At 48.6% G+C, this 24,908-nt stretch carries 19 protein-coding genes; 5 read left to right on the top strand and 14 right to left on the bottom strand.

The features are described from left to right. Positions 1-422 precede the first annotated feature (422 nt). Entirely contained in the window at positions 423-1,556 is a 1,134-nt protein-coding gene (gene apbC / locus PsAD13_RS13260) for an iron-sulfur cluster carrier protein ApbC (protein ID WP_063293322.1), read from the top strand. A gap of 105 nt (positions 1,557-1,661) precedes the next feature. Here apbC and gcvA read toward each other — a convergent pair whose 3' ends face one another. Further along, the gene (gcvA, locus tag PsAD13_RS13265) at positions 1,662-2,570 is read right to left on the bottom strand and encodes a transcriptional regulator GcvA (protein ID WP_063318460.1); all 909 of its coding nucleotides are present in this window, start codon (positions 2,568-2,570) and stop codon (positions 1,662-1,664) included. 574 nt (positions 2,571-3,144) lie between these two features. On the opposite strand from gcvA, the gene PsAD13_RS13270 reads away from it, so the two are divergent. After that, positions 3,145-3,327 (top strand): Flp family type IVb pilin, encoded by a 183-nt coding sequence (locus tag PsAD13_RS13270; RefSeq protein WP_063318517.1) that lies wholly within the window; start codon positions 3,145-3,147, stop codon positions 3,325-3,327. Positions 3,328-3,388: 61 nt separating this feature from the next. Here the strand turns inward: PsAD13_RS13270 and moaA are convergent, their stop codons facing one another. Next, entirely contained in the window at positions 3,389-4,423 is a 1,035-nt protein-coding gene (gene moaA, locus PsAD13_RS13275) for a GTP 3',8-cyclase MoaA (RefSeq protein WP_063318461.1), read from the bottom strand. Positions 4,424-4,612: 189 nt separating this feature from the next. On the opposite strand from moaA, the gene PsAD13_RS13280 reads away from it, so the two are divergent. Then, the gene (locus PsAD13_RS13280; RefSeq protein ID WP_063299075.1) at positions 4,613-4,981 is read left to right on the top strand and encodes a DUF971 domain-containing protein; all 369 of its coding nucleotides are present in this window, start codon (positions 4,613-4,615) and stop codon (positions 4,979-4,981) included. Between the two features lie 28 nt (positions 4,982-5,009). On the opposite strand, the gene PsAD13_RS13285 is transcribed toward PsAD13_RS13280, so the two are convergent. The 8 genes from PsAD13_RS13285 to PsAD13_RS13325 form a co-directional block, all read right to left on the bottom strand. Beyond that, positions 5,010-5,606 (bottom strand): L,D-transpeptidase, encoded by a 597-nt coding sequence (locus PsAD13_RS13285; RefSeq protein WP_057465994.1) that lies wholly within the window; start codon positions 5,604-5,606, stop codon positions 5,010-5,012. Positions 5,607-5,966: 360 nt separating this feature from the next. After that, positions 5,967-7,601 (bottom strand): fumarate hydratase, encoded by a 1,635-nt coding sequence (locus PsAD13_RS13295; protein WP_063303749.1) that lies wholly within the window; start codon positions 7,599-7,601, stop codon positions 5,967-5,969. Positions 7,602-7,784: 183 nt separating this feature from the next. After that, positions 7,785-8,354, bottom strand: a complete 570-nt coding sequence (locus tag PsAD13_RS13300) for a YceI family protein (protein ID WP_057465996.1) — start codon at positions 8,352-8,354, stop codon at positions 7,785-7,787. 21 nt (positions 8,355-8,375) lie between these two features. Then, positions 8,376-8,945 carry a cytochrome b gene (locus tag PsAD13_RS13305; protein WP_063318463.1) on the bottom strand — a complete coding sequence of 190 codons (570 nt, stop codon included), beginning with the start codon at positions 8,943-8,945 and terminating at the stop codon, positions 8,376-8,378. Between the two features lie 99 nt (positions 8,946-9,044). Beyond that, positions 9,045-9,623 (bottom strand): YceI family protein, encoded by a 579-nt coding sequence (locus tag PsAD13_RS13310; protein WP_063293164.1) that lies wholly within the window; start codon positions 9,621-9,623, stop codon positions 9,045-9,047. A gap of 318 nt (positions 9,624-9,941) precedes the next feature. Next, complete coding sequence (locus PsAD13_RS13315; RefSeq protein ID WP_057465999.1) at positions 9,942-10,445, bottom strand: class I SAM-dependent methyltransferase; 504 nt, start codon at positions 10,443-10,445, stop codon at positions 9,942-9,944. A 93-nt stretch (positions 10,446-10,538) separates the two neighbouring features. Continuing rightward, a complete protein-coding gene (locus PsAD13_RS13320) occupies positions 10,539-11,087 on the bottom strand; it encodes a GNAT family N-acetyltransferase (RefSeq protein ID WP_063318464.1) in 549 nt (182 codons plus the stop codon). A 70-nt stretch (positions 11,088-11,157) separates the two neighbouring features. Next, on the bottom strand, positions 11,158-12,633 hold the full coding sequence (locus PsAD13_RS13325; RefSeq protein WP_063318465.1) for an NAD-dependent succinate-semialdehyde dehydrogenase: 1,476 nt from the start codon (positions 12,631-12,633) through the stop codon (positions 11,158-11,160). Positions 12,634-13,086: 453 nt separating this feature from the next. Here PsAD13_RS13325 and PsAD13_RS13330 point away from each other — a divergent pair, with 453 nt between their 5' ends. Beyond that, positions 13,087-14,103: an Ldh family oxidoreductase gene (locus PsAD13_RS13330; protein WP_063318466.1), complete on the top strand. Its 1,017-nt coding sequence runs from the start codon at positions 13,087-13,089 to the stop codon at positions 14,101-14,103. On the opposite strand, the gene PsAD13_RS13335 is transcribed toward PsAD13_RS13330, so the two are convergent. The 3 genes from PsAD13_RS13335 to PsAD13_RS13345 all read right to left on the bottom strand — a co-directional run bounded on the left by PsAD13_RS13335 (position 14,100) and on the right by PsAD13_RS13345 (position 22,090). Continuing rightward, a complete protein-coding gene (locus PsAD13_RS13335; RefSeq protein ID WP_063318467.1) occupies positions 14,100-18,506 on the bottom strand; it encodes a translocation/assembly module TamB domain-containing protein in 4,407 nt (1,468 codons plus the stop codon). The genes PsAD13_RS13330 and PsAD13_RS13335 overlap by 4 nt on opposite strands. 52 nt (positions 18,507-18,558) lie before the next feature. Then, the gene (locus PsAD13_RS13340; RefSeq protein WP_208986618.1) at positions 18,559-20,541 is read right to left on the bottom strand and encodes an autotransporter assembly complex family protein; all 1,983 of its coding nucleotides are present in this window, start codon (positions 20,539-20,541) and stop codon (positions 18,559-18,561) included. 232 nt (positions 20,542-20,773) lie between these two features. Then, a complete protein-coding gene (locus tag PsAD13_RS13345) occupies positions 20,774-22,090 on the bottom strand; it encodes a UDP-glucose/GDP-mannose dehydrogenase family protein (RefSeq protein WP_063318468.1) in 1,317 nt (438 codons plus the stop codon). A 755-nt stretch (positions 22,091-22,845) separates the two neighbouring features. Here PsAD13_RS13345 and PsAD13_RS13350 point away from each other — a divergent pair. Then, on the top strand, positions 22,846-23,520 hold the full coding sequence (locus PsAD13_RS13350) for a response regulator transcription factor (RefSeq protein ID WP_057466177.1): 675 nt from the start codon (positions 22,846-22,848) through the stop codon (positions 23,518-23,520). A gap of 60 nt (positions 23,521-23,580) precedes the next feature. Here PsAD13_RS13350 and fliI read toward each other — a convergent pair whose 3' ends face one another. Then, positions 23,581-24,897: a flagellar protein export ATPase FliI gene (fliI, locus tag PsAD13_RS13355; protein WP_063318469.1), complete on the bottom strand. Its 1,317-nt coding sequence runs from the start codon at positions 24,895-24,897 to the stop codon at positions 23,581-23,583. Positions 24,898-24,908: the final 11 nt, after the last annotated feature.

The following is a 24,908-nucleotide window of genomic DNA, read 5'->3' on the forward strand; positions in this document are numbered from 1 at the left end:
CCTAGGTGGCGCGCTAATCCTCAGAAGACGTTAGGTTTTATCTGCAACGAAAGATTTTGCGCCAACCGCAAATATCTGTGAATTTGTGTTGGTGAGCTCAACTTTGCGTGAACTTCGCTCAACTGATGGCACCCAGTTTTGGCAAAACGGGTTGCGAATGCGCAAAGGACAAATAACGTCTTTGATGAATTCTGTATTGCTCTATTCATCTTGAGACGTATACCAAGATATAAAAGAACCATAGGCAAAAGCTTGTACATTCAGTTTGCAGGCATATTTACCTTCAAGATCATATTATCCCTCTCTGCAATGCAGAGCTTCACAGGGTGTGCACAATGGACAACGACAAATCTAAAGGATTGTGGGGGCGCCTCAAAGGCGGGTTCACATCAGGCAAGAACCATAAGGATACTGAAGAGGCTATGGCTGGGTTGACGCAGGAGCGCGTTCTCGAAGTGCTCAAACAGGTTAAATCGCCTGATGGCAAGAGCAATATTGTTGATCAGGATCTGGTTGCAGACCTGTTTGTATCAGATGGTCGTGTCGTCTTTTCTATCAGAGTACCTGCAGAGCGAGCTTCCGAACTTGAAGGGCTTCGTCAGGCCGCCGAGAAGGTTGTGTCGGTGCTTCCTGGTGCTGAAACGGTCCTCGTTGCACTTACAGCAGAAAAACAACCTGGTTCTCCATCTACGCCACCACCTGCTGCACGCAAAGCCCCGCCGAAAGGTGCCCCAATGCCAGCAAAGCAGGAAGTGCCTGGCGTAAAACACATTATTGCTGTTGCATCAGGTAAAGGTGGGGTTGGTAAATCAACAACATCAGCCAATCTCGCACTTGCTCTTTCTGCAATGGGCTTGAAGGTTGGTTTGCTGGATGCTGATATCTACGGCCCATCCATTCCAAAGCTTATGGGAGCATCTGGGCAGCCGGAAGTTCTTGAAAATCGTATTATGAAGCCTCTGGAAGCCCATGGCATCAAGTTGATGTCTATTGGTTTTCTTGTAGAAGAAGAAACAGCCATGATCTGGCGCGGCCCAATGGTGGTGTCTGCCCTCAATCAGATGTTGCGCGAAGTTGACTGGGGTGAGCTGGATGCACTTATCGTTGACCTCCCGCCTGGAACGGGTGATGTGCAGTTGACTATGGCTCAAAAAGTACCTCTTACAGGTGCTCTGGTCGTTTCAACACCACAGGACCTTGCGCTTCTGGATGCACGTCGTGGTATTGCTATGTTTGAGAAAGTCGCGATCCCTGTATTGGGTATCGTAGAAAACATGAGTCACTTCGTCTGTCCAGATTGCGGTGGCACACATGAGATCTTTGGCCATGGTGGTGCAAAAGCAGAAGCTGAGAAGATGAAAGTCCCGTTCTTAGGTGAAGTGCCTTTGACGATGGAAATCAGAGAGCAATCTGATACAGGCACCCCAATTACAGTGAGCAATCCAGATAGCCCAATCTCAAAGGCATACGGCATCATTGCTGCTGGCCTGTGGCAGGGCGTCCTTCAACCCACTGGAGATGCAGCAAGATCAGCACCCAAAATCGTTGTTGGTTGATCAGTATTAATCTGTTTCTTTGAAAAAGTTTCGCTTAGACGGCAGGTAGTCATTTCGTTGACATCTGCCGTTTCTGTTTGCAGTGCCCAGTTCTACGAAATGCAATTATGAAAGGCAGAGCTCATCAAGTTCTGCCTTTATCCATTCAATGAATGCCTTGCACTTATGCTTTTGAAATGAACTTTCCAAACCCACCAGCATATAATGAGCAGTTGCGGAAATTTCAAAATCGAATGGGTTGGTCAACAGACCCAGTCGAGCGTCATGCGCGCATAAAACTTTTCGACCCAGAATAACACCAGCCCCCTCAATAGCAGCATCCTGAGCGTGATCAATTTGAGAAAAGTGCATTCCTTTCTCTGCCCAGGAGGCTCTGGAAACCCCTGCAGTCATCAGCCATTCCTTCCATCCCGGTGCGTTCAAGAAGGTCGCCATGCTGTCTTCATGAAGCAAGGTAAAGTTCTGTAAGTCGGCGGGCTCACTCATTTCATTCGCCAGCCGAGGCGCACACATGGGCGTAAGAAAATCCTCAGCAAGAACATCAATATGCAAACCCGGATATGGTCCTCGCCCGAAGCGAAGCCCGAGATCAACATCGTCCTTGTAAAAATCCACAAGCTTCAAATTAGCAGAGATGCGAAGTTCAATTTCAGGATAAGCCTCCATGAAACGATAAATCCGAGGTGCAATAACTTTGGATGCCGTTCCCGGTCCCGTAGATATAACGAGGATTTTATCCTGATCTAGTCCTTTAATGCGAGCGACAGCTTCGCTGAAGTTTTCTAACCCAGCTTCAACGCCTGGCAACAGCCGGTGTCCAGCTGAAGTAAGCTCAATCGCCCGGTTCAGACGTGTAAACAACTGGGCCTGCAGCTGATCTTCAAGCATTTTGATCTGATAACTCAAGGCCGACGGCGTTAGCCCAAGCTCATTGGCCGCCTTAGCAAAGCTCATGTGACGGGCAACGCATTCAAAGGCCTTGAACGAGTTGAGAGGAGGAAGAGGGTAACGCATTTCGCCTCAAGAAAACTGATCCGATTGCTTGAAATTACTCGTTTGTCAGCATCTTCGAAACAAGACTATTGTTCAACAAAATGCGGTAAGGAGTATAAGACAATGAGCTATCTGGCGAAAGAAGCCTTCCAAGATCAAAACGAAACAACTGAACTGCTAATGCATCGACTTTTAATGCAAGGCCGCTACGCACGATCACACGCATTTCACCTCTTCTGGCGAGGTCTTTGGAAAGACTTAAAGTTGCAGAGAAAGGGGGATTAACGATTTGAACTGAAGAAGCAAAACTATGCACTGCGAAAACTGACAACTATCAGACAAAGTAAACGAATAGTAAATGCATTATTGCAAATTTTATTTAATGAAAAAATTATTTAAATCAATAAGTTAATGGCATTATGTGCGTGTTGAATTTATAGTGTTAAACATGCACTGCTGATAATAGTGCTTATGCCCAACAAACTTAAATTGCTCCGCAAATTTGATTCATAAATTGGCAAGAAATGAAGGCTTAGGTTGCAGCTAGTCCCGATGAGGAGTGGGGCTTCTAGGGTTCAATACGGAGTTTAAAACAATGTTCGCTAAGTTTCTTAAGGACGAGTCAGGCGCAACTGCAATCGAATATGGTATTCTCGCTGCATTCATCGCTGTAGCAATTATCACGGCAGTTACATTGCTGGGTGATGACCTGACGGCAGTATTCCAAAACATCTCTACCCAGCTTCAAGGTGCAAAAACAGCAGCACCTAATAGTTAAGAATAGGAAAAGCCCAGCTGAAGTTCAGCTGGGCTTTTCGGTACCAGTTAATACTTAATGTTCAGCCGCCCGTCATACTCATATGACGCGTTCCAGTTGCAGACTTGTTATCACGGTCGATAATAAAGTCATGCCCCTTTGGCTTTCGTGCAATCGCTGATTCAATCGCTTCCGAAAGCACTTCATTCCCTTCAGATGCTCGTAGTGCCGCACGCAGGTCTTTTTGATCTTCCTGGCCAAGGCACATGAACAACTGCCCAGTACAGGTCACACGGACGCGATTACAGCTTTCACAGAAGTTGTGTGTCATTGGGGTGATGAAACCAAGACGCCCACCAGTCTCTTCAATCTGCATATAGCGGGCAGGGCCGCCGGTCTTATATGGAATATCTGTCAGTGTGTACTTGACGGAGAGTGCCTTACGCACATCGCTCAGCGGCAGATACTGCTCATTCCGGTCCCCATCAATCTCACCGAGTGGCATGGTTTCGATGAAGGTAAGGTCGTGCCCGCGCTCATGTGCCCATTCCAGCATCGGGATGAGCTCATCCTCGTTGAAATTCTTAAGTGCAACAGCATTCAGCTTGATCTGAAGACCGGCTTCCTGAGCGGCCTTGATGCCATCGAATACCTTTTGAATATCACCCCACCGTGTAACATCCTTGAACTTGTCTGCATTTAAGGTGTCGAGAGAGACGTTGATGCGCCGCACACCTGCTTCATACAGTTCTTGAGCGTAGCGTTCGAGCTGAGTACCGTTCGTGGTAATGGTGAGTTCATCGAGTGCGCCGCTATCCAGATGCCGCTTCAGGCCGCGGATGAAGCTCATGATATTCTTACGAACCAACGGCTCCCCACCGGTGAGGCGGATTTTCCGGACGCCTTTTTCAATGAAAACGGCGCAGAGGCGATCCAGCTCTTCCAGCGAAAGAACGTCTTTCTTGGGAAGGAAAGTCATGTGCTCGGACATGCAATAGACGCAGCGCAAATCACAACGATCAGTCACAGAGACGCGAAGATACGTCACGGCGCGGCCGAACGGGTCAATCAATGCTGGGTGGGCACCCTGCTGTTTGTCCTCGGCATATTGCCCCATGGAAACCTCCACTCACGTATCTCTTTTGGCGACGAATTTAACAATTCTAATGTAGTACGCAATGAGTTAGCGTCAATCCATCAGTAAGGAGTTCCAGTGGATTTAACTAGAAATATATCTTAGAACCACAGGTATAATTCCTAAATCATCAATACTGAGTTCCATGAACTTGGGCAAGGATAAAAAAATATGTCGGATACACGCTGGCCTACGCAAATCCACCTAAAAAACCAAGGCAAAAATCTTGAAATTACTTTTGATGATGGCCTTGAAGTCTCGTTTACCTCGGAGTTTCTGCGAGTAATGTCCCCGTCAGCAGAAGTGCAAGGGCATACTCCAGATCAACGAAAAGTGATTGCGGGGAAGCGGGATACAACGATTATCGGTGTAGATCCAGTTGGAAACTATGCAGTTAAACTGACATTTGATGACCTGCACGATACCGGAATTTTCACGTGGACCTATTTTCAGGAAATGAACGATCAAAAAGATTTTTTATGGAATCGATATCTGAGTGAACTGCAGGAACGTGGTTTGAGCAGAGAGCTCAGCAAGTAGGGCTGACACAAAGCCAGCCCTACTTGGTCTAGCGAAGCACGATCACCTTCGTGCCGACATTGACATTGTCATAGAGGTGAATGACGTCTTCATTTGCCATCCTGATACAGCCAGATGAGACAGCTGAACCAATCGTCCATGGTTCATTAGAACCGTGAATGCGATAGATGGTGCTACCGATATACATGGCGCGCGCTCCAAGTGGATTATTAGGGCCACCTTTCATGAAGCTAGGCAGATTACGACCTTTGCGACGTTCACGCTCAATCATGACCTTTGGTGGTGTCCAGCTTGGCCACTCAGCCTTACGGGTAATTCGGTGAGTTCCAGACCACTGGAATCCCTGACGACCGACGCCAACACCGTATACCATCGCGGTGCCATTGCCGCGAATATGGTAGAGGCGTCGATCTTTTGTGCTGATCACAATAGTGTTCGGGCCGTATGAGCCGTTATACCTGACCTGCTTACGTTTGATTGGGGATTTTCCATGGTGAGCAGAACCATAGGAAACCCATTTTTTGGATGCGTGATCAAAGAACTTGCCAGACGCTGCGGCATCTGCCTGAGTTCCGGTAAATAGTGCTGCGAAGCAAAGAGCAACACTCGCGATAAGTATGCGCATTGATACCCCCTGGGATATTGTTGTTTGTTTTATCTCGTTTGCATGAGGGAATTTATGCAGCGAGTAGGGAGACGCTCGCAGCTTAGAATGTCAAATCTATTAATTTTTGAAGTAATACAGACTACAACTGCTGCTATATACTTCTTATGGAAAAGGATTTTACTCATGATCCATTCGAAGCTGATTTACATTCGTCTCGAGCTTAATTCGCATCTAGCTAAAACGCTAATTAATATATTCAATGAAACATGAATGTGGCTAATTTGAATTGTGATTGAATGAAATTGTCATGAATGCAAGAAGTGAAAAAGGGCGCTCTAATGAACGCCCTTCAATCTCGGTATTATCTCACCAGAACAGTTAGCTCAGGTTCAGCTCTTTAAAGAAGTCATTACCTTTGTCGTCCACCACGATGAAGGCAGGGAAGTCTTCAACTTCGATCTTCCAAACGGCTTCCATACCCAGCTCTTCATATTCAACCACTTCAACACTCTTGATGCAGTCTTGAGCAAGGCGGGCTGCAGGGCCACCGATAGAACCGAGGTAAAAACCACCGTGAGCCTGACACGCACGACGAACATCCGCTGAGCGGTTGCCCTTGGCAAGCATCACCATAGAGCCTCCAGCGGCCTGAAACTGGTCCACATAAGCATCCATACGGCCAGCAGTGGTTGGGCCAAATGAACCGGAAGGCATACCTTCTGGCGTCTTGGCTGGACCTGCATAGTAAACCGGATGGTTCTTGATGTAGTCAGGAAGCGGCTCGCCGGCCTCGAGACGATCACGGAGCTTGGAGTGCGCTAGATCGCGGGCCACGATCAACGGACCGCTCAACGAAAGCCGTGTTTTGGTTGGATGCTTGGTCAGTTCGCCAAGGATCTCACTCATTGGGCGCGTGAGGTCGACCTTTACAACATCATCAGAAAGATCGGTGTCAGTAACTTCCGGCATATAGACTTCAGGGTTCCGTTCCAGATCCTCCAGGAAGATGCCTTCCTTGGTGATCTTGCCAGTCGCCTGACGGTCTGCTGAACAAGAGACGCCAATGCCGATCGGCAAAGATGCACCATGGCGCGGCAGCCGGATCACGCGCACGTCGTGGCAGAAGTATTTGCCACCAAACTGTGCACCAACGCCGCTGGACTGTGTCAGCTTGTGAATTTCAGCTTCCATTTCCAGATCACGGAACGCGTGACCGCCTTCAGAACCTTCTGTTGGCAGCTCATCCAGATAACGGGCAGAAGCCATTTTTACTGATTTCAGATTCAACTCTGCAGATGTGCCGCCAATGACGATTGCGAGGTGATATGGCGGGCATGCTGCAGTACCAAGAGTGAGAATTTTTTCCTTCAGGAACTCAATCATGCGATCTTTGGTCAGCAGGCTCGGAGTGCCTTGGAACAGGAAGGTCTTGTTAGCAGACCCACCGCCTTTCGCCATGAACAAGAACTTGTACGCGTCATCACCTTCAGCATAAAGCTCGATCTGAGCTGGCATGTTGTTCTTGGTGTTCTTTTCCTCGAACATGGAAATCGGCGCCAGCTGGGAGTAGCGCAGATTCTTTTTGAAGTAAGCATCACGTGCACCTTCACCAAGTGCTGCTTCGTCATGCCCGTTAGTCCAGACTTTGCGACCTTTTTTACCCATCACAATTGCAGTGCCAGTGTCCTGACACATTGGCAATACACCAGCAGCTGAAATATTCGCGTTCTTCATCAGGTCAAAAGCAACGAATTTATCGTTTGCAGTTGCTTCAGGGTCGTCGAGAATTTTACGGAGCTGCTCCAGATGGGAAGGACGCAGGAAATGGTTGATGTCTTTAAACGCTTCTTCGGCAAGTAAGCGAAGACCCTCTTGCTCCACCTTCAAGATTTTCTCACCGTCAAACTCAACTTCGCTCACGTACTCGGAGGTCAGTTTGCGATAAGGAGTTTTGTCTTTACCCAATGGAAAAAGAGAGGTGTGAACGTACTCGGGAGCAAGTGTTTCGGACATCTTGGCACTCTCTGGCTATTTTGGTGTACCGCTGTACACTGTTGAATTTGCTGAGCGCCGTTTTATAGAGAAAAAGCCGAGGGGCAAAGCCCCTCAGCCTTCAAAACTTGTCAAATTTGCTAGATTACGCCGAATTGACGAGAGACTTGGTGGAAAATGCAAGGCTCTCTTTGGTGCAATCCATCAACGAGTAGCATATAGGTCCAGTTTCACAGTCACCTTATTGCTGACAGTGCTGTCTGGCACGCCATCACCAATCTTGAAGTCACTGCGAGATAACGTTGCTTCACCAACCGCGTGAGCGGTTTTACCTTCAATGGTCAAAGTGAAGGGCAAGAAAATAGCAATCTTTGCACCTTTGAGCTCCAGCGTACCTGCAGCCTCATAGAGATCACCACCAGCAGGAACCACGTTATCTACGCGAAACACAGCATCAGGGAAGCTGGAGATATCCAGCCACTGTGGAGTTGTGATTGCACCTGCTGCCTGCGCATCTTCTGTTTTTACGCTTCCAGTGATGATTGTTGCCTGAATCTGGGCTTTGTCGAGTTCTTCTTTGTCGAAGATGATCTTAGCATTCCAGGTGGCAAAAGTGCCCGTAACGGTGTTTCCGTTATTGATGACCTCAAAGCCAAGCGTGCTCTTATTGCGATCCACTGACCATTCATTTGCAAAGGCAGATGAAGCTGCTCCTACCAAGATGAAGGTCAGAAATACGCCGGCTTTAAAGAACATATCGGTCAATCGTTTCATGGTTTTCTCCAGATCCTCAAATTAGGCTTTTGAGGACAACATACGCTGTAAGACTTTATCCTTGGATATGAAGTAGTGCTTAAGGGCAGCTCCAACATGTGCAAGGATCACTGCGATAAACGCATACGCAGCCCAGCCATGCACTGCGGTGAAGAACGCAGATACATCTGCTTTTTGCCCCAAAAACTCAGGTGTTGGTAGATGCGGAATCTGAAAGAGGTTAAAGAAAACTGTCGGCAGTCCAAGCGGGCTGGACGAAACCAGCAACCATCCTGTCAGCGGCATCAGCAGCATCAGAGCATATAAGCTGATGTGACCCATATGCGCAGCAAGCTTTTCCCAAACCGGCATTTCGGCAGGTAAGTCAGGTGTGATACCAGTGATTTTCCAAAGGATGCGCAATGAGACCAATGCCAAGACGACAAAACCAATGGACTTGTGAAGCTGATAAAGAGAGTAAGTGGCAGGCTCGAAAATCGGTAGCGTGACCATATAAAGGCCAAATCCCAACATACCAATGATAAGCGTTGCTATGGTCCAGTGTAGTGCAATTGCCACGATGCCATAGGCTGATCGAGTGTTCCTGATCATGGAAAAGACCCTTTGATCGAGGGAAGGGGCATCGCTGCCCCTTCTCAAAGTTCGACCAGACCCGTCAGAGCATTCTCAGCATCCGACAGGCCGGAAACATTACTTAACAGTCGCTTCGAAGCTGATGTTGATGTTCACTTCATCTGACACGTAAGGAACAGCCATCGCCATGCCAAAGTCAGAACGTTTGATCGTGGTAGTCGCATCCAGACCAACAGCTTGTTTCTTCGCCATTGGATGCTCACCAAGCTGATTTACAACAACTTCAAGGACAGTTGGCTTGGTGATGCCACGGATGGTCAGATCACCAGTCACTTCCAGCTTCTTCTCACCAACCTGTTCAACCTTGGTGGACTTGAATGTTGCTGATGGGAACTTAGCAACATCAAACAGGTCAGCGCTCTTCAGGTGGGTGTCACGAGCTTCCCAGAATGTGTTGAGAGAGTTGACGTCAATTTCAACGTCCACCTTAGAATTCGCTGGGTTTGCTTCGTCAATGATCAGAGTAGGGGACCAAGTAGCAAAACGGCCATCGGTGGTGGAATAGCCGAGGTGGTTGTAGTTAAAAGCGAGATTTGCATGGGACATATCAACGTCGTAAGCAACAGGTTCAGCAACCGCTGCTGTAGCGAGGAAAGAAGCTGCGACTGCGAGCATTCCAAAGCGAACTGATTTCATTGTAATCTCCAATTATGTTGAACTGTGAATTTCAATCTTGGGCATACAATTGGCAGATGTTCTGGGAATTGCAATTAAACGCATTGTTCATCCCAGGTGCACAATCACGAGGAAGTCAGCAATATCGCCAATTTTTGCAAACATTGTTGCGGAAATGAGTTGCCACTGTGGCAATATAATGGAGATTGTAAAGCCAGCTGATACAACTGCAAAAATATAAGGGTTTTACATCACACTTTCGTGTGTGATCTGTCAGTTAGAAACTCTAGTTATAAAAATGGGGAAGGGAGGCACACGTATGCGCCTCCGATCAGGTGCCTATGGCTTGTAAGTGAAGAGAATGCCGTTTTTATCGCGTAGGAACTCAAATTTTTCCTTCTTCAGAGTGTCGCGCAGGTTCGGCAGAACGCTCTTTTCATCAGCGATAAGCATATAGCCACCAACGCGAAGGTGACTGAGCATACGCTGCAGAAGTTTGACGCGCACATTGTTCGGCAACTCGTGGAAGAAACGGTCAGCAACAATTGCATCAAGATCTTGCGGGGGCGTGTAACCAAGTGCATCCACGTGAACAACCTCAATCGGCAGATTCTCCGTGTCTACTCGTTCCTGCAATTGGTCCAGACCTACTTTGGAGCTGTCGACAGCAATTACATTATAACCGCGCTTAGCAAGAAAGATCGCGTCGCGTCCTTGGCCTGCACCCAGATCGAGAATTGTGCCGCTGTCAAAATCGAGATTTGAGAACAGTGTTGTAAACTGCTTGGAGGTATGGCCGAAGTAACTTTCGTCCTTGGCGTAAATCTTATCGTATTTCTGCATAACTCAGCCTGAATGGATCATTAGCTAAAGGATATACAGGAACGCAGAAAATGAACAAGCCCAACCCGGCGGATACAGGTTGGGCTCTTGGGCTTAAGTAAAGATTTGCTTCATGAAAAGGGTCGGTTGTCCGAGGTAAGACCCGTCCGTGTACTTCTCAAAGCCAACACGCTCGGCAAGGCTGACACTGGCTGTGTTCTCTGGGGCAATAATGCAATGAACCTCACGAAACAGTCTGGAACTGCGCAACCAGGATAGGCTCAGCTCAACAGCCTCCCGGGCATAACCTTTGCCATGAAACTTAGGCGAGATCACCCAACCAGCTTCTGCAAACCCATCAAGGCTCGGAGTGATGTCTCGCTTAAAGTCAGAAAAACCAACGTCGCCAATAAGCTCTCCGCTGTTTTTCTCAATCACAGCCCAATACCCAAAACCGGAGAGGCTCCAGTGCCCGGCATATTTGAGGATGCGCCCCCACGTATCCGTTGGGCTGGAAGGCTTCCCCGAAATATAGCGAACCACATCAGGATCCGCCCACAAGGCGCAGCATGCCTCAAAATCTGAAGTTTGGTGAGCCCGCATGATAATGCGCTCGCCGTTAAGTGTTGGAGCAGCCGTACAGCGTTCTTCTTCGATAATCACGAAAGCAGTCCTCAAAAAGAAAGAGCCGAAGCGATGAACACTCCGGCTCCCACAAAATTAATATTGAGCGTTAAAGGCCAAGCCCGCCAATGCAAGAGTACTTGATATTGATGTAGTCATCCACGCCGTATTTGGAGCCCTCGTTCCCCATTCCGCTTTCTTTATAACCGCCAAACGGAGCATATTCGGTCGTTATCACGCCTTCATTCACGCCAACAAGACCATATTCCAATGCTTCCATAACACGGAAGGTCTGGCCCAAATCTTGAGTGTAAAAGTAACAAGCGAGGCCATACTCTGTGTCATTCGCCATTCTGACCACATCATCTTCGCTCTCAAACTTGAAGACAGGGGCAAATGGACCAAACGTCTCTTCCTTGGCAACCTTCATCTCTGGGGTCGCATTAAGCAGAAGTGTCGGTTCGAAGAACGTGCCTCCCTGAGCATCTGGCTTGCCGCCTGTTACCACTGTACCGCCTTTAGAAACAGCATCAGCGATCAGTTCTTCGACTTTCGCAACAGCATGCTCATCAATAAGAGGGCCTTGGTTGGTACCCGACTTCAGACCATCGCCAACGCGCAGCTGATCTTCAATGGCAGCTTTCAGCTTTGCTGAGAACTCGTCGTAAATTCCAGCCTGAGCATAAATGCGGTTTGCGCAGACACAAGTCTGACCAGAATTTCTGAACTTGGATGCAATGGCACCTTCGACAGCCTTATCGAGATCAGCTGAATCAAACACGATAAACGGCGCATTGCCGCCAAGCTCCATAGAGACCTTTTTCATGTTGGCCAATGCTTTGGAGGCAAGCTGCTTACCCACTGGAGTAGATCCGGTAAAAGTGATCTTGCGAACCTTGTCGTTCTCACAAAGTTCATCAGCAATCTGAGCAGCAGAGCCAGTGATGATATTGATCACACCGGTTGGAATTCCAGCCTTCTCCGCAAGTTCACCCAGGATCAAGGCGGAATAAGGCGTTTGGCTTGCTGGTTTTGCCACAACAGTACAGCCAGACCCAAGAGCTGCAGCCAGTTTACGACCAAGCATGGAACTTGGGAAATTCCAAGGGGTAATGGCACCAACAACGCCGATGGGCTCCTTGGTCACCATAATACGGCGGTCCTTCCAAGGGGACGGGATCACATCGCCATAAACCCGCTTACCTTCCTCAGCGAAGAAACGAATGTAGTTGGCTGTGATGGCAACTTCACCGGTAGATTCAGCCAGCGGCTTACCCATTTCAACAGTGAGCAGCTCTGCAAGGTCCTTCTGGTTATCAGTGATCAGATCTGCCCATCGCAGCATCAGATTGCAGCGCTCAACAGCCGTCATCTTTGACCAGATGGCAAACGCTGTATGAGCTGCATCGATTGCATTAGCAGTCTCAGGGCGGCCAAAACGCGGAACACGCCCGATAATTTCGCCTGTAGCTGGATTGTTTACGAAGATGGAATTGCTTTCATCACCGCTGACCCATTTTCCCCCTATGAAACAAGCTTCACGTAGGAGCGGAATTTCTTTGATTGCTGAGATTGTTGTACTCATGAGTATCTCCTGATGAAGTCATATCCCGCCAGGCAATTAAGGAGAGATAGAAGAACAAGACCTAACAATGGCTTTATCTGACCTACACATATAAGTGGTAGTTCTAGGAAAAACACCTAGTCCCCATAGGATTTACAAAGATTGATCCATTCTGCAATGCAAATCAGGGTGTGTAATGATTGTCTCTTTCTCAATGCAACACGAGTAGATCCAAAACTCATGCAGTTATAAGCCTTACGGGGATGAAATGGAGATGGGCCGAGCGGAAAAATATGGAATAATGTCATTCCCGCAAACTTGCGGGTTCCTGTCCTGTTGAAATGTCATCTGCTCTGCTTAAATGAGCAAACCCAATCCGCATTTCTGTCTTTGCAAGAAACGCGCGCAATTGTGCTTATCCGCAAAATGTGTCAGGAGCGACGTGCTTAAGAACTCAAATAGCTAGGGTGTTCCATGTCAGACACGGTCAATCTCTCATTAGAAGAAGCACGCACACTTACTGAGGATGCTTTGTCTGCCAACAAAACAGATCCAGCAATTGCGAAGATCGTTGCAAAGGCTCTGGTGAACGCAGAGGCAGATGGCCAGGCAGGCCACGGCCTTTCCAGAATTCCGTCCTACACCGCCCAAACCAGAACCGGCAAGGTAGACGGCTTTGCCAAACCGGAAGCAGAGCTGATCACTCCGGTTGTGCAGCGGATTGATGCCAAATACGGATTTGCTTACCCAGCAATTGAAGTTGCGTTGCCATTTCTGAAAGACGCTTCCTCGCAAAATGGGCTGGCTTTGAGTGCGATCCGTCATTCTCACCACTTTGGGCAAGCGGGGGCCCACTGTGAGCGCTTGGCGCGTGATGGAATGGTTGCGTTCATTTTTGGCAATGGGCCTAAGGCAATTGCTGCCTATGGCGGCAAGAACCCTATGTTCGGGACCAATCCAATTGCATTTGCAGCTCCTAATGGAGATGGAGAACCACTTGTCATTGATCTTGCACTCTCACGTGTCGCTCGTGGAAAGATCATGGCAGCGCAGCGAACAGGCAAATCTATCCCGGAAGGTTGGTCACTGGACAAAGACGGGCAGCCAACCACCGATCCAGCGGCGGCGCTTGCAGGAACCATGATCCCTATCGGAGAGGCCAAAGGAGCGGCTTTGGCCATGATGATTGAGATCATGGCGGCAGGCTTATGTGGAGCTGCATTTGGTTTTGAGGCGTCCAGTTTGTTCTCAGGAGAGGGGGATGCCCCTGATCTTGGTCAGGTTATCTTGGCAATCAACGCTAATCTTGTCTCTGGCGGTTTGTTTGCTGAACGGATGGAAACGCTTGTCGCTGCGATTGAGGCGGAGCAAGGCGCTCGCTTGCCAGGAACATCTCGCCTTGCTGCGCGTGCAAAAGCAGAGCAATACGGTATCAACCTGCCAAAGCCAATTTACGATGAGGCAGTCTGCCTCGCCGGGCGGTCGACTTAGTCGTATTCACGCTCATAGTAGAAACCGGCTTTTGCATCTCCGTCGGAGCCGGCTTCACCACGAAGCTTTAGGAACTTCGTGACATCAATATCAACAGTTGCTGCATTGTCACCTGTTGTCGGCTCCTGTGTTACGCCCAGATAAATCCGCTCACTTATATAGCCACCAACGGCCAGTTCTGGATTGCCCGCTGCATCAAACTTGATATCGATATCGCTGACACCGAGTAGATTGCGGAGTGTGCCCAATGGCCCTTCGACGCCAGTGCCTCCGGTTAGCGTTGCGATCGCGCTTGCAAGGCTTGCCAGCTGAATTGGCGAAAGATCGTTGACAGACTCGCCAAACAACAGTTGCGCAAGGACTTCATCCTTTGGCAGGCTTGGGACTGAAGTGAAATCAATCACCGGCATATCAGCAGGTCCACTCACCAGAACAGTCACTTCCGTTGAGCCAGATGTTGTCGTTGCCGCAAAATCGAGTGTTGGTACAAGAGAACCACTAAACGTCACATTACCGCGGCTGAGTGTTAGGCGTTTTGACAGAATATCGATACGGCCACGCACCAGAGAAAAAGCGCCCACGGTTTTCACATTGTCGAGCTGGCCGCCAATGTTAAGTGATCCGCCAGCTTCAGCGTTGACGCCGCGCCCACGGATGAAGATTTTGCCAGGTGCTTCCACGTCAACATTCAAACTGGCTTTCGAGATCGGGCTCGGTTGCTCGTTTTTCTTGGCGTTTTCCCGCCCTTCATCTTGCGCAAGGATCTTCGCTTGATTGAGGATAGGCTTGGGTGCATTTAAATGCCGGACGATCACAGGATTGATACTGGAGTTAAAGGAGCTCGGTATTTCAATATCTGCCTGGTTAATGGTGACTTTGCCCGAAATTGCAGGAGGGGCGCCTGCATCGGCAAGAGAGCCCTGTAGTGCAAGATTGGCATCAATCAATGCACTAACAAATGTCCCGTCAACATAGCGGCCACCATCAATCGTGAGTTCTATTTGAGCAGGCAGGCCTGAACCAAGCCCTAGTTTGCCATCAAGCATCAACGTGCCACCATTACTAAACTTGGCAGCAAATTTATTGATCGCAATCTCTTGCCGTGTGACCTTAATGTCACCTGAGTAGTCTGTCAGCGTCATGCCAGTTGAGAGCTGTGTGGTCTCAAGGTTCACAGGCTGGATATCAATGGCGATCTGAGGATCATTGAGGGAACCGGAAACTGACCCGCTGAGACGGAAGCCACCACTGCCCCCCAAATTCTGTTCGATCAACTTGGCTCCCACCACGTCAAGTGGAATGTTGCCTGATGTGGTCAAAGACACTTCTTGACCATCTGCAAGCCCAATTGCCCCTGAAGCCTCAACGTTCAGGCCTGAACTGTTGGTGACGATGGTTTTCTGGTCAATTTTGTTGCCAGCAAACGAGCCGGTGCTCTCAATCTGAAGTGGGAGGATGCGGTTATCCTGAAGTGGCTTTGCTGAAAATTGGCTCAACGCAAGCCGCCAGTTGACTTGAGGTGCGTCGTTCTCGCCAAAGGCGCGAACCGTCCCATTGAGCGCACCATCCAAGGCAAGGCTCGGAACAAAGGCATTGGCTATGGAAAGTGGCAGCTGCTTCAGTTCGGCGTTAATGTCGAGCTGATTGCTGTTGCTCCCGTAAACATTTAATGAGCCACTGCCAAGAGTCAGCTCAAAGGAGGACACAGTCCGTTTGTCTTCAAGTAGCGAAATCACTGCTGGTTGCTTGAGGTTTGTCTGGGTACCCTTGTAGCGGCCATTAAGAGAGTTCAGCGTAAGAATGATCCCTTCGGTAACAGCTTGCACCAGCCCTGTGCTTTGAAGTTGGTCGTTGTTTTCAGCAAATTCGGCATTAATGGAAAAGCCAGTTGCAACCTCTGCACTTGTCTTGCCTTCAACAGGTGTCGCATTCAATGTCAACGATCTCAGGTTTACCCCTTCCACTTCAACACCATCGAGCGCAATGTTCGCATTTGCAGCTGGGCGTGTGAAAGGTTTGTCTATCCAGCCTTTGGCGACAAAGGACATGATGGAACTTTGCGCAAACCGAAGGTTTTGGCTGTTGAGATTAAATGTGATCTTGGCATCACCGTTGTCCTGCTCAATATCGATTTGTCCATGAGCCTGACCTTCCATCTCGGTCAAAGCCAGTGATGACAAAGTGCTCAGATCATTGGCTTCAATGGTGAACTGCCCAACCAAACCTTGTGGTAGGAGCGCGAGATCAGCAGCCTGTGCGTTGCCACTGAGTTTGTTCCCGCCGAAATCAAAATCCAGTATAGGAACAGACAGTTTGCCAGTCTCACTCAGCAGCTTGAACTTGCCAACAAGCTCTTCCCCTTTAAACTTGCCAGTGAGATTGATGTCCGCATTGGGGGCCGTTTCAGAAAGCGTCCCATCTGCTACAAGCTGCAACTTCTCTAAGGGAGTGCCATCCATCTCAATCCGGTCAGAGTGTATTTCAAGTGTCACTTCAGGTGCAGAAGCATTACCTGAAACCTTCCCGCTGGCAGTGAGGCCCCCACTTATACGCGGCTCCAGCAGATCGAGTTGATGCACTTGGGCAGAAAATGCACCATCCAGCTGACGATCCTGCAAACTGCCATGAGCTTCAATTTGTCCAAACATATTCTCAAAGGAAAGGACTTCCAGTCGGCCATATGAAGCGAGCAGATCGGAGCTGTTAAGAGTTGCTGCAAGCTTGGCAGAGAATCTACTCGGGGAATTGAGAACGCGGTCAATGCGCTCATTTTGCAGACTTACTCGGCTGCTGGTTCCCTTGAGATTGATCTCTCCAGATTGTTTTTGGAAATCCGCTAGCAAGGACAGCTGAGCCTCAACAGAGCCGCTGATGTTCTGCTGCACAAATCCTGACAGAAGGCTAAGGTCAGATACAGAAAGATTGCCCTGAGCCTGTCCGTTGTTCGGCGAGAGTTCTACCAGATTAAACCGTGCAGCCGCTCCATCACTCTCCAAATGTAAGTCGCTTAGCTTTAGTTTCTCCTGATTTGGAAACGCTGTGCCTTTGAGTGAAACACTTACATTCTTGATGTTTTGGTCTTGTGAAGCTGCAGCAAGATGGACACCACTAACTTGGAGACGCACTTCAAGCGGGATGGACATCATCTGCGTGGAAATATTCGCACCATCACCCTTTGCAGAAAGGCTTAGCGCCCCCAGATCCGCTTCTTGTGTTTTAATCTTATCTGCTTGAACAGAGAAGTCCCAATTCAGGCTCTCAAGCGGTCCCGAAGCCGATGCAGTCACAGACAAAGTATCCAGTTGAACGGCCTGCTCGCCAGTCTTGATGAGAAGTGGTTTAGTGTTGCTCTCCAGTGTCTGGATTTGGACCTTCGCTATCAAAGAGTTCTTGTCAGTTGCGTATGTGTTCTCCAAATGCGCTAAGATCGCACCGGTTGAAAGCTTTCCGGTTGCTGAAAGCGGCAGATAATCTTCATTGAGTGCCGCGTTTGCAAACCACGTGGTCTGCCCCGCAAACAGGCTGGAGATAGAAGAGGGAAGAAACTGCTCGAGTTCCCCCGATAAATGTGTAGTTAGTGACTTCTGCGTTCCATTTTGCGCAAGAGTAATCTCACCATCAATGGCTCGAACCCTATTCAGATCTACTTGTAATGAAGATGACCAGTTTGTCAGCGGGCCGCCACCTTCCATACGTAGCGCAAAACTAGGCGCATCCGGAAGGTCAAGAAGATTGGCAGTCAGCCCATTGGCTGCTTCAGAGACCATGCCACGGAAATTGACTACGCCATCTGCCGGATCAAAATCGACGTCAACGCTTGCTGTGCCCTGAACGTCGCCTGTGCGTGAAATGTTGAGCTTGCCGGCAATTTTGTCAGGAGAACTCGCATAAGTCGCAGTGCCCGTGATCTCGAACTGTGCAGGCATACCGGCAATAGAAGCGGGGAGGGCAAGTTCTTTGACGTTGAGGCTTTGGAGATCAATGGTGTTGAAAGGCAGGGTAGTGCCTGTTTCTTCAGCAGGGGCCGGTTCAGAACCCGGACTTTCTGTAGCTTCTGGCAATCGTGCTAATGCAATCCGTTGTGCTGCGACCTCGTGAATATCAAGTGCGCCGAAAAGAAGCGAAAGCGGTGACCAACGAACTGAAGCATTGTGAACTTCAAGCCATGTGCCCTTCGCATCGGAAAGATAGACCCCATCTGCAAACAGATTGCCGGAAGCGGTCAGGCGAGGTTGATCAATCCTCACATCTGGCAAAAAAGAGCTCAAAGTTGATCCGAGGAATTGGCGACCTGCCTGGAAACTAGTTGTCACCACAAGTCCGGCATAAACCACAAGTACCAGCGCGAGAAGAAGGGCTAGTATTTTGCCAAGGGTCATTGTGATACGTCGGACCAGTTGCATTCGCTCTTTGATCTTTCTCTTGTTAACGCTTGCCTTCTGTAGGCGGTGCTGATTAGAAGGACTGGCTTAAACCAATATAGACTGCAAACGGCGGATCATTGCGCTGAGGTTCAAGTGGGACTCCAACATCAAGCCGCAAAGGGCCAACAGGTGTGAAATAGCGCACCCCTCCTCCAACACCTACGCTGAAGGGCTCATCGAAGTTTGGAAACTGGGTCAAATATGCAGCACCTGCATCTACAAATCCGACAAGGCCAATGTTTTCTGTAATTCTTGTTCTGACTTCACCATTAAACAGCATGAAACTGCGCCCACCCGTAACTTCGTCATCCAGGCGCGGCCCCACGTTTTTATAAGCATACCCTCGGATTGATCCACCACCTCCAAGGAAGAACCTCCGTGCAGCGGGGACATCCTGAACCGACGGGGCGATAATTGCACCAGCTGATACGCGGCCAGCTAAAACAACACGGTCCGTACCTACAATCGGCAGGTAACTGGCAATCGAGCCTTGAGAATACAGGTTTTCGGTATCACCAAGCACGTCATAGGCTGGTTCAAAGAATAATTTGGCTTCAACACCATTGGTCGGGTTCAAAGCGTCATTGCGTGTATCGTAAGTCAGGTCTGCAGGAATTCCCAATAGGAAGTAATCATTCTGGCCGAAAACGTCCCGTTCATTGGCAAAATAGACTTCTGCACCAATTCGGCCGCTCAAAGCCTCTGTAAAATCGCGGGATAGATAAGCATCGTATGTAAATGACGTGCTGCGATAGTTATCTGGGTTTTCCTGAACGGCAGCAACGCTGGTTGAAAAAGCGGTCAACGGCCCAATCGCACCAGGTTTTTCAAAGGTGACGCGGGCGGCATACTCAATCTGCTCGTTATTTACGGCAAGAAGCTGGCCGACTGCGCCGCTTACTGAAAGTCGCTCCGCTTTTCCAAACAGATTGCGGTGTCGCCAGTATCCATCAAAACCAACGCCTTCATTACTGGAGTAATTGGCACCAATTCCAAAAACTTTCCGTGGGCGTTCTGCCACAACAATTGTCAGAGGCAGTTCACCGTTCGCATCAAGCTGGTCATCAGGTTCAAAGCGAATGCTGGAAAAGACTTCCAGATCCCTCAATCTGCTCTGTGCGTGAGAGATGACTTTGGCATCCCACTGTGCACCGCGAGGAAGGTTTGCGTAACTGCGAACAAACTCAGGATCCATCTTGACTGTGCCGGAAACAGAAACCGGACCAAACCGCGCATATGGTCCACTGACAACATCCAGTTTAACTTTGAGCGTCTGACTGGCGTGATTGGCCAGTAATTGACGGTTCCCCACCTTTGCAAATGGATATCCTTCATCCTTAAGGAACTTAATGGCCAGCTTTTCTGCTTCCAGCACCCTAGCTGAAAGTGCTGGCATTCCTTCTACAAGGCCGAGTGACTGCGCGTTGGGCAGGTCAAGTCCATTCTCTGTTGCCGAGCCTTTATAATTTACATCTGTGTTGCCAAAGTGAAACTGAACACCTCTGTTAATCTCCACGAGAATAGGAATAGGGCGCTCTGTAATTTTCTCAGGATGAAGGATGGCTTGATTAAGTGGTGATCCTGCTATGGTGATTTGAACCAGAGCACCATAATATCCATCTTCATAAAGCTTACCAATCAGGCGTTCAAAGTCCTGAGTTGCGCGGGCGAGAACGCCACTGGCGCCAGACGGAAGCTTCTTGACGTCCTGAACCAAAAGACTGACGGACTGTAGTTCTTCCTCAAGTTCACTAGGCTGGTCTGCATGTTCCCCAACAACACGGAACTCAACGGTGTAAGGTGTCGGGTCTGGCACACCAGCTAAGCTATCTTCATCACTCTCGGTTTTTTCACCCCAGAGATGGTATCCGAAAAGTTCAAAGGCATAGGCTTGCGAAAAGGTGCTGAATGAAAGGCACAAGCAAACAAGCAAAGCAACAGCGCGAGGAATTTTGACGTTCCATGGCCAACCAGAGGCTATACGCTCTCGTCTGTTTTTATGCTTGTAAAGCAACTAGGATAGGCTCCAACAATCTTCCAAAATGCAGATTGTTCTCAGCTCATAAAGCTCTTGGGATTAGCCCTGAGAGAATCTGCTCACGCGATAATTAAAATTCGCATGATTGGTGTGTTGAAAGCAAACCGCAATTGTCACCTCTTTGGTAACAGCACTTAAAAATTGGGCATGGATTGTGGGAGGCGAGAAAAGTCCCGGCAAAACGCATAATTCGCCGGGACCTTATTGTTTAGATTTCTTCGTCAGGACGTCCAATACAGGTGTAAGAGAAGCCGTGTTTTGCAACTTCGTCTTTGCCGTAGATGTTTCTGAGATCCACGAGCACTGGAGTCGCCATCTCATTTTTAAGGCGGCTGAAGTCGAGAACGCGGAACGCATCCCACTCGGTCACAATAACCAGAGCATGTGCACCCTTTGCAATCTCGTAGGCATTACTTCCGAATGTAACATCCTCTAAAAGCTTTACAGCTGAATCCATACCTTCAGGATCATAGGCGTGAATGTCAGCACCTTTGTCTTGAAGCGCCTGAATAATGGAAAGGGCAGGGCTGTCGCGCATATCGTCTGTGTTTGGCTTGAAGGTCAGGCCAAGCACTGCGATTTTCTTGCCGCGAACATCCCCACCAATAGCCGCTGCTACTTTCTTGGACATAGAACGTTTGCGCTGATCGTTGATTGAACATGTGGTCTCAATTAGGCGAACAGGGCTGGAGTGGTCCTGCGCAGTCTTAACAAGCGCAAGTGTATCTTTCGGGAAGCAGGAACCGCCATAACCGGGACCAGCATTCAGGAACTTGCCACCAATGCGGTTATCAAGACCGATGCCTCGGGCAACATCCTGAACGTCTGCTCCAACTGCTTCACTCAGATCAGCAAGTTCGTTGATGAACGTGATCTTCATCGCAAGGAAGGCGTTGCCGGCATACTTGATCAGCTCAGAGGTGCGACGGCTCGTGAACAGGATTGGAGAGTGGTTGAGATACAAAGGACGGTAGACTTCAGTCATGACCGACTTCGCACGCTCATGAGAAAGGCCAACAACAATACGATCAGGACGTTTGAAGTCATTAATCGCTGCACCTTCGCGCAAGAACTCTGGGTTCGAAACAACCTCAAAATCCGCATTTGGATTTGCTTCGCGAATAATGCGCTCGACTTCATCTCCCGTACCAACCGGAACAGTCGATTTAGTGACAACGACTGTAAAGCCATTAAGGGACGTTGCGAGCTCTTCAGCCGCTGCATACACGTAGCTAAGGTCGGCGTGCCCGTCTCCGCGGCGGGAAGGGGTGCCGACTGCGATGAAGATGACGTCGGCTTTACGAACTGCGTCAGGTAGCTCGGTTGTAAAGCTCAAGCGGCTAGCTTTCACATTGCTGGCAACCAACTCTTCCAGGCCCGGCTCGTAAATTGGGATCTGTCCGTTCTTCAGCTTTTCAATCTTGTCTTCCGCTTTATCAACGCAGATGACCTCATGACCAAAATCAGCAAAACACGTGCCTGAAACCAACCCGACGTAGCCGCTGCCTATTACTGTAATTAACATTGTGTCTCCTGCACGAGCCGATCTTTTCTGGATGTGCAAATAGGTTTGTTTAAGTTGAAACGCAATAGTACATAACCTGAGATGAAACACATCCCACAGTTAGGTATATCCCCCTGATAACGTGGTATCCTTGCCCGAAAAAAGACACGCATTGTGGTAAAATTGTAGTCGAATTGTGATGAGTATTTGAGAGTATAGCTCTGTTATTTATCTAAAGTTCTAGGAGAATACATTACTTTTCTAAGTAGGAAAATGCTGCCTACTAAGAATTGGATGGTTAATGTGTTAATTTAGATAAAATTACATGAGATATACAATTGTAAGAATAAGTAGAAGTACGCCCGTTTTTCTCCGGCTTTAATGCTTCTTTTTGATTCTACTCCTTGCGCCAATAGTAGCTAACTTAAAATTGCTAATAGTTTATCCCAAGGATTTTTCCCGTATGACGCGAACTCAAATATGGAGAGGATGTGGCAAAAATATGCCTTTGAATTTTTGTCCTACAAAAAATAAGGGTATGAGAAATAAAGATTGAAATTCGAAAGATTTCGAAAAATGGCAGAAACCGGCACCTATGTTTTGTATTAAGTTAAAATTGTAAGTAAAGTTTATTCTTATTTTCTATTATAATTACTATAGTTTCTTGTGAGGTTTTACTTGGTGCTGAAGGTAAAAATTCTTCAAGAGAAATTGACAGAATGTGTTTCACTGATTTACCAGCGATATATTCATTTGGGAATGAATGGGTTGGGGTTATGTATTTAATTGTTGATGAACAACAGCTTGTGACCGATGGGTATGCATCTGGATTTGAGCGAGAAGGTATTTCGACAAGTGGCTTTAGTCCGGATGACTTTCGGGATTGGTTAAATACTGCACCTGATACCGAGTTCGAGGCCGTCGAAGCTATTTTGATTGGTGAGATAGGGGAGCGTGAAAAATTCCCGCAGATTATCCGCCGTAGGTGCTCTCAAAAACCGGTATTGGTTCTGAATAGCAGTCCGGTTTTGGAACAGACACTGAAGTTGTTTGCTGCTGGTGTAGATGATGTTGTCCGTAAGCCGGTGCATCCGCAAGAGATACTTGCGCGTGTCAACGCAATCAAGCGCCGGACAACGAACCAAAGCATTAATGTCGAGCTAGGTGATCTTACCGTATACTTTGATGGACGGGATCCTGAAATCAAAGGGAAGACACTGGCATTACCACGCCGAGAGCGTCGTATCCTTGAGTATCTTGCTCAAAACAACGGGCGACGACTGACGAAAACTCAGATTTACAACTTTGTCTATGGCATCTTTGAAAGTGAAGTAGACGAAAATGTAATCGAAAGTCACATCAGTAAGCTAAGAAAGAAACTACGCACACAGATGGGGTATGATCCCATCGATTCAAAGCGTTATCTCGGCTATATAATTAATTCTCTGTAACAACAAAAAAGGCTGCTTGAGCAGCCTTTTTTGTTGTTTAGGTCTCGTATCTTTTTTCTTTTACAGAAGCTGAGCCAGCTCAGTAAAAGCATCCTGGCTTGAGGGAGCGTCTAAGCCCTGTACAAGCGCATTGTAGACCTTCGGGGCAACCTCAATGGCTTGGTCAAGCAAGGGGTCTATACCCTCTTTGTAGCCACCCATCATGCGTAGATCTTTGGTATCTTCAAACTTCGCAATCATTGCCTTTAGTTTCAGGATGAGCTCACGTTCCTGAGGGGACCAGCAGCTCTGTGCAAGTCGCGAGATGGAGCCAAGGACGTTGACGGCAGGATACCGGCCTTCCTCAGCAATATGCCGATCCAGAACGACATGCCCATCCAGTAGACCTCTGATGTTGTCTGCGACAGGGTCATTATGGTCATCACCATCAACCAGCACGGAAAAAATGGCGGTCATCATGCCGCTTCCTTCGATGCCAGGACCTGCACGTTCTAGCAGGAGGGGGAGTTCCGAGAATACGCTCGGTGGATAGCCGCGAGAAAGAGCGGGCTCTCCAGCTGCCAATGCAACGTCACGTAGGGCGTGTGCGTAGCGAGTGACGCTATCAACGATCAATAAAACAGATTGTCCTTGATCTCTGAAGTGCTCGGCCACCGTCATTGCTGTTTTAGGAGCAAGCCGCCGCATCATGGGGCTTTCATCGCCCGTAGCAACCACCACCACTGATTTCGAGAGTTGATCACCAAGTGTTTCTTCGACGAACTCACGAACTTCACGGCCACGCTCACCGATAAGCCCGATAACGACAGTGTCGAAAGAGTTACTGCGTGCGATCATGGAGAGCAGTGTTGATTTACCTACGCCAGACCCGGCAAAGATGCCCAGGCGCTGACCATGGCAAATTGGTGTGAAGAGGTCGAGCACCCGTACCCCAGTTAAGGCAGCGTCTTTAACACGCGCACGGTGAACTGGCGGAGGGGGGAGGGTATTAAACGATGCAAGAGATGGTCCTTCAGTCATCGGACCGAGACCATCGATTGGCTGTCCAAACGCATTGATAATGCGCCCGCGCCAGTTGTTGTCCGGATAAAAGCTAAGTTCGCCGCAACGCTTCACCTTGATCCCAAGACCGAGGTCAGATCTGGATGCATAGGGCTTCACAAGCACACTGTCAGGTTCAATTCGGATTACTTCTCCAAATTCTTCACCGTTGTTGCTCATGTAGGAGACCTGGTCTCCCAAGTTAACGCCACCTGAAAGGCCCTTCACTCTAAGATGATTAGGGGTAACCTCACAGAGGGTTCCGCTTATCTCAATGTTCCATGAGCTTGATGGAATTTGAGCGGTAAGTTCCTGAATGCGCGCAAGGGCGGTCATAAACAACCTTT

This window comes from Pseudovibrio sp. Ad13 (genome assembly GCF_001623225.1).
Classification (GTDB): Bacteria; Pseudomonadota; Alphaproteobacteria; order Rhizobiales; family Stappiaceae; genus Pseudovibrio.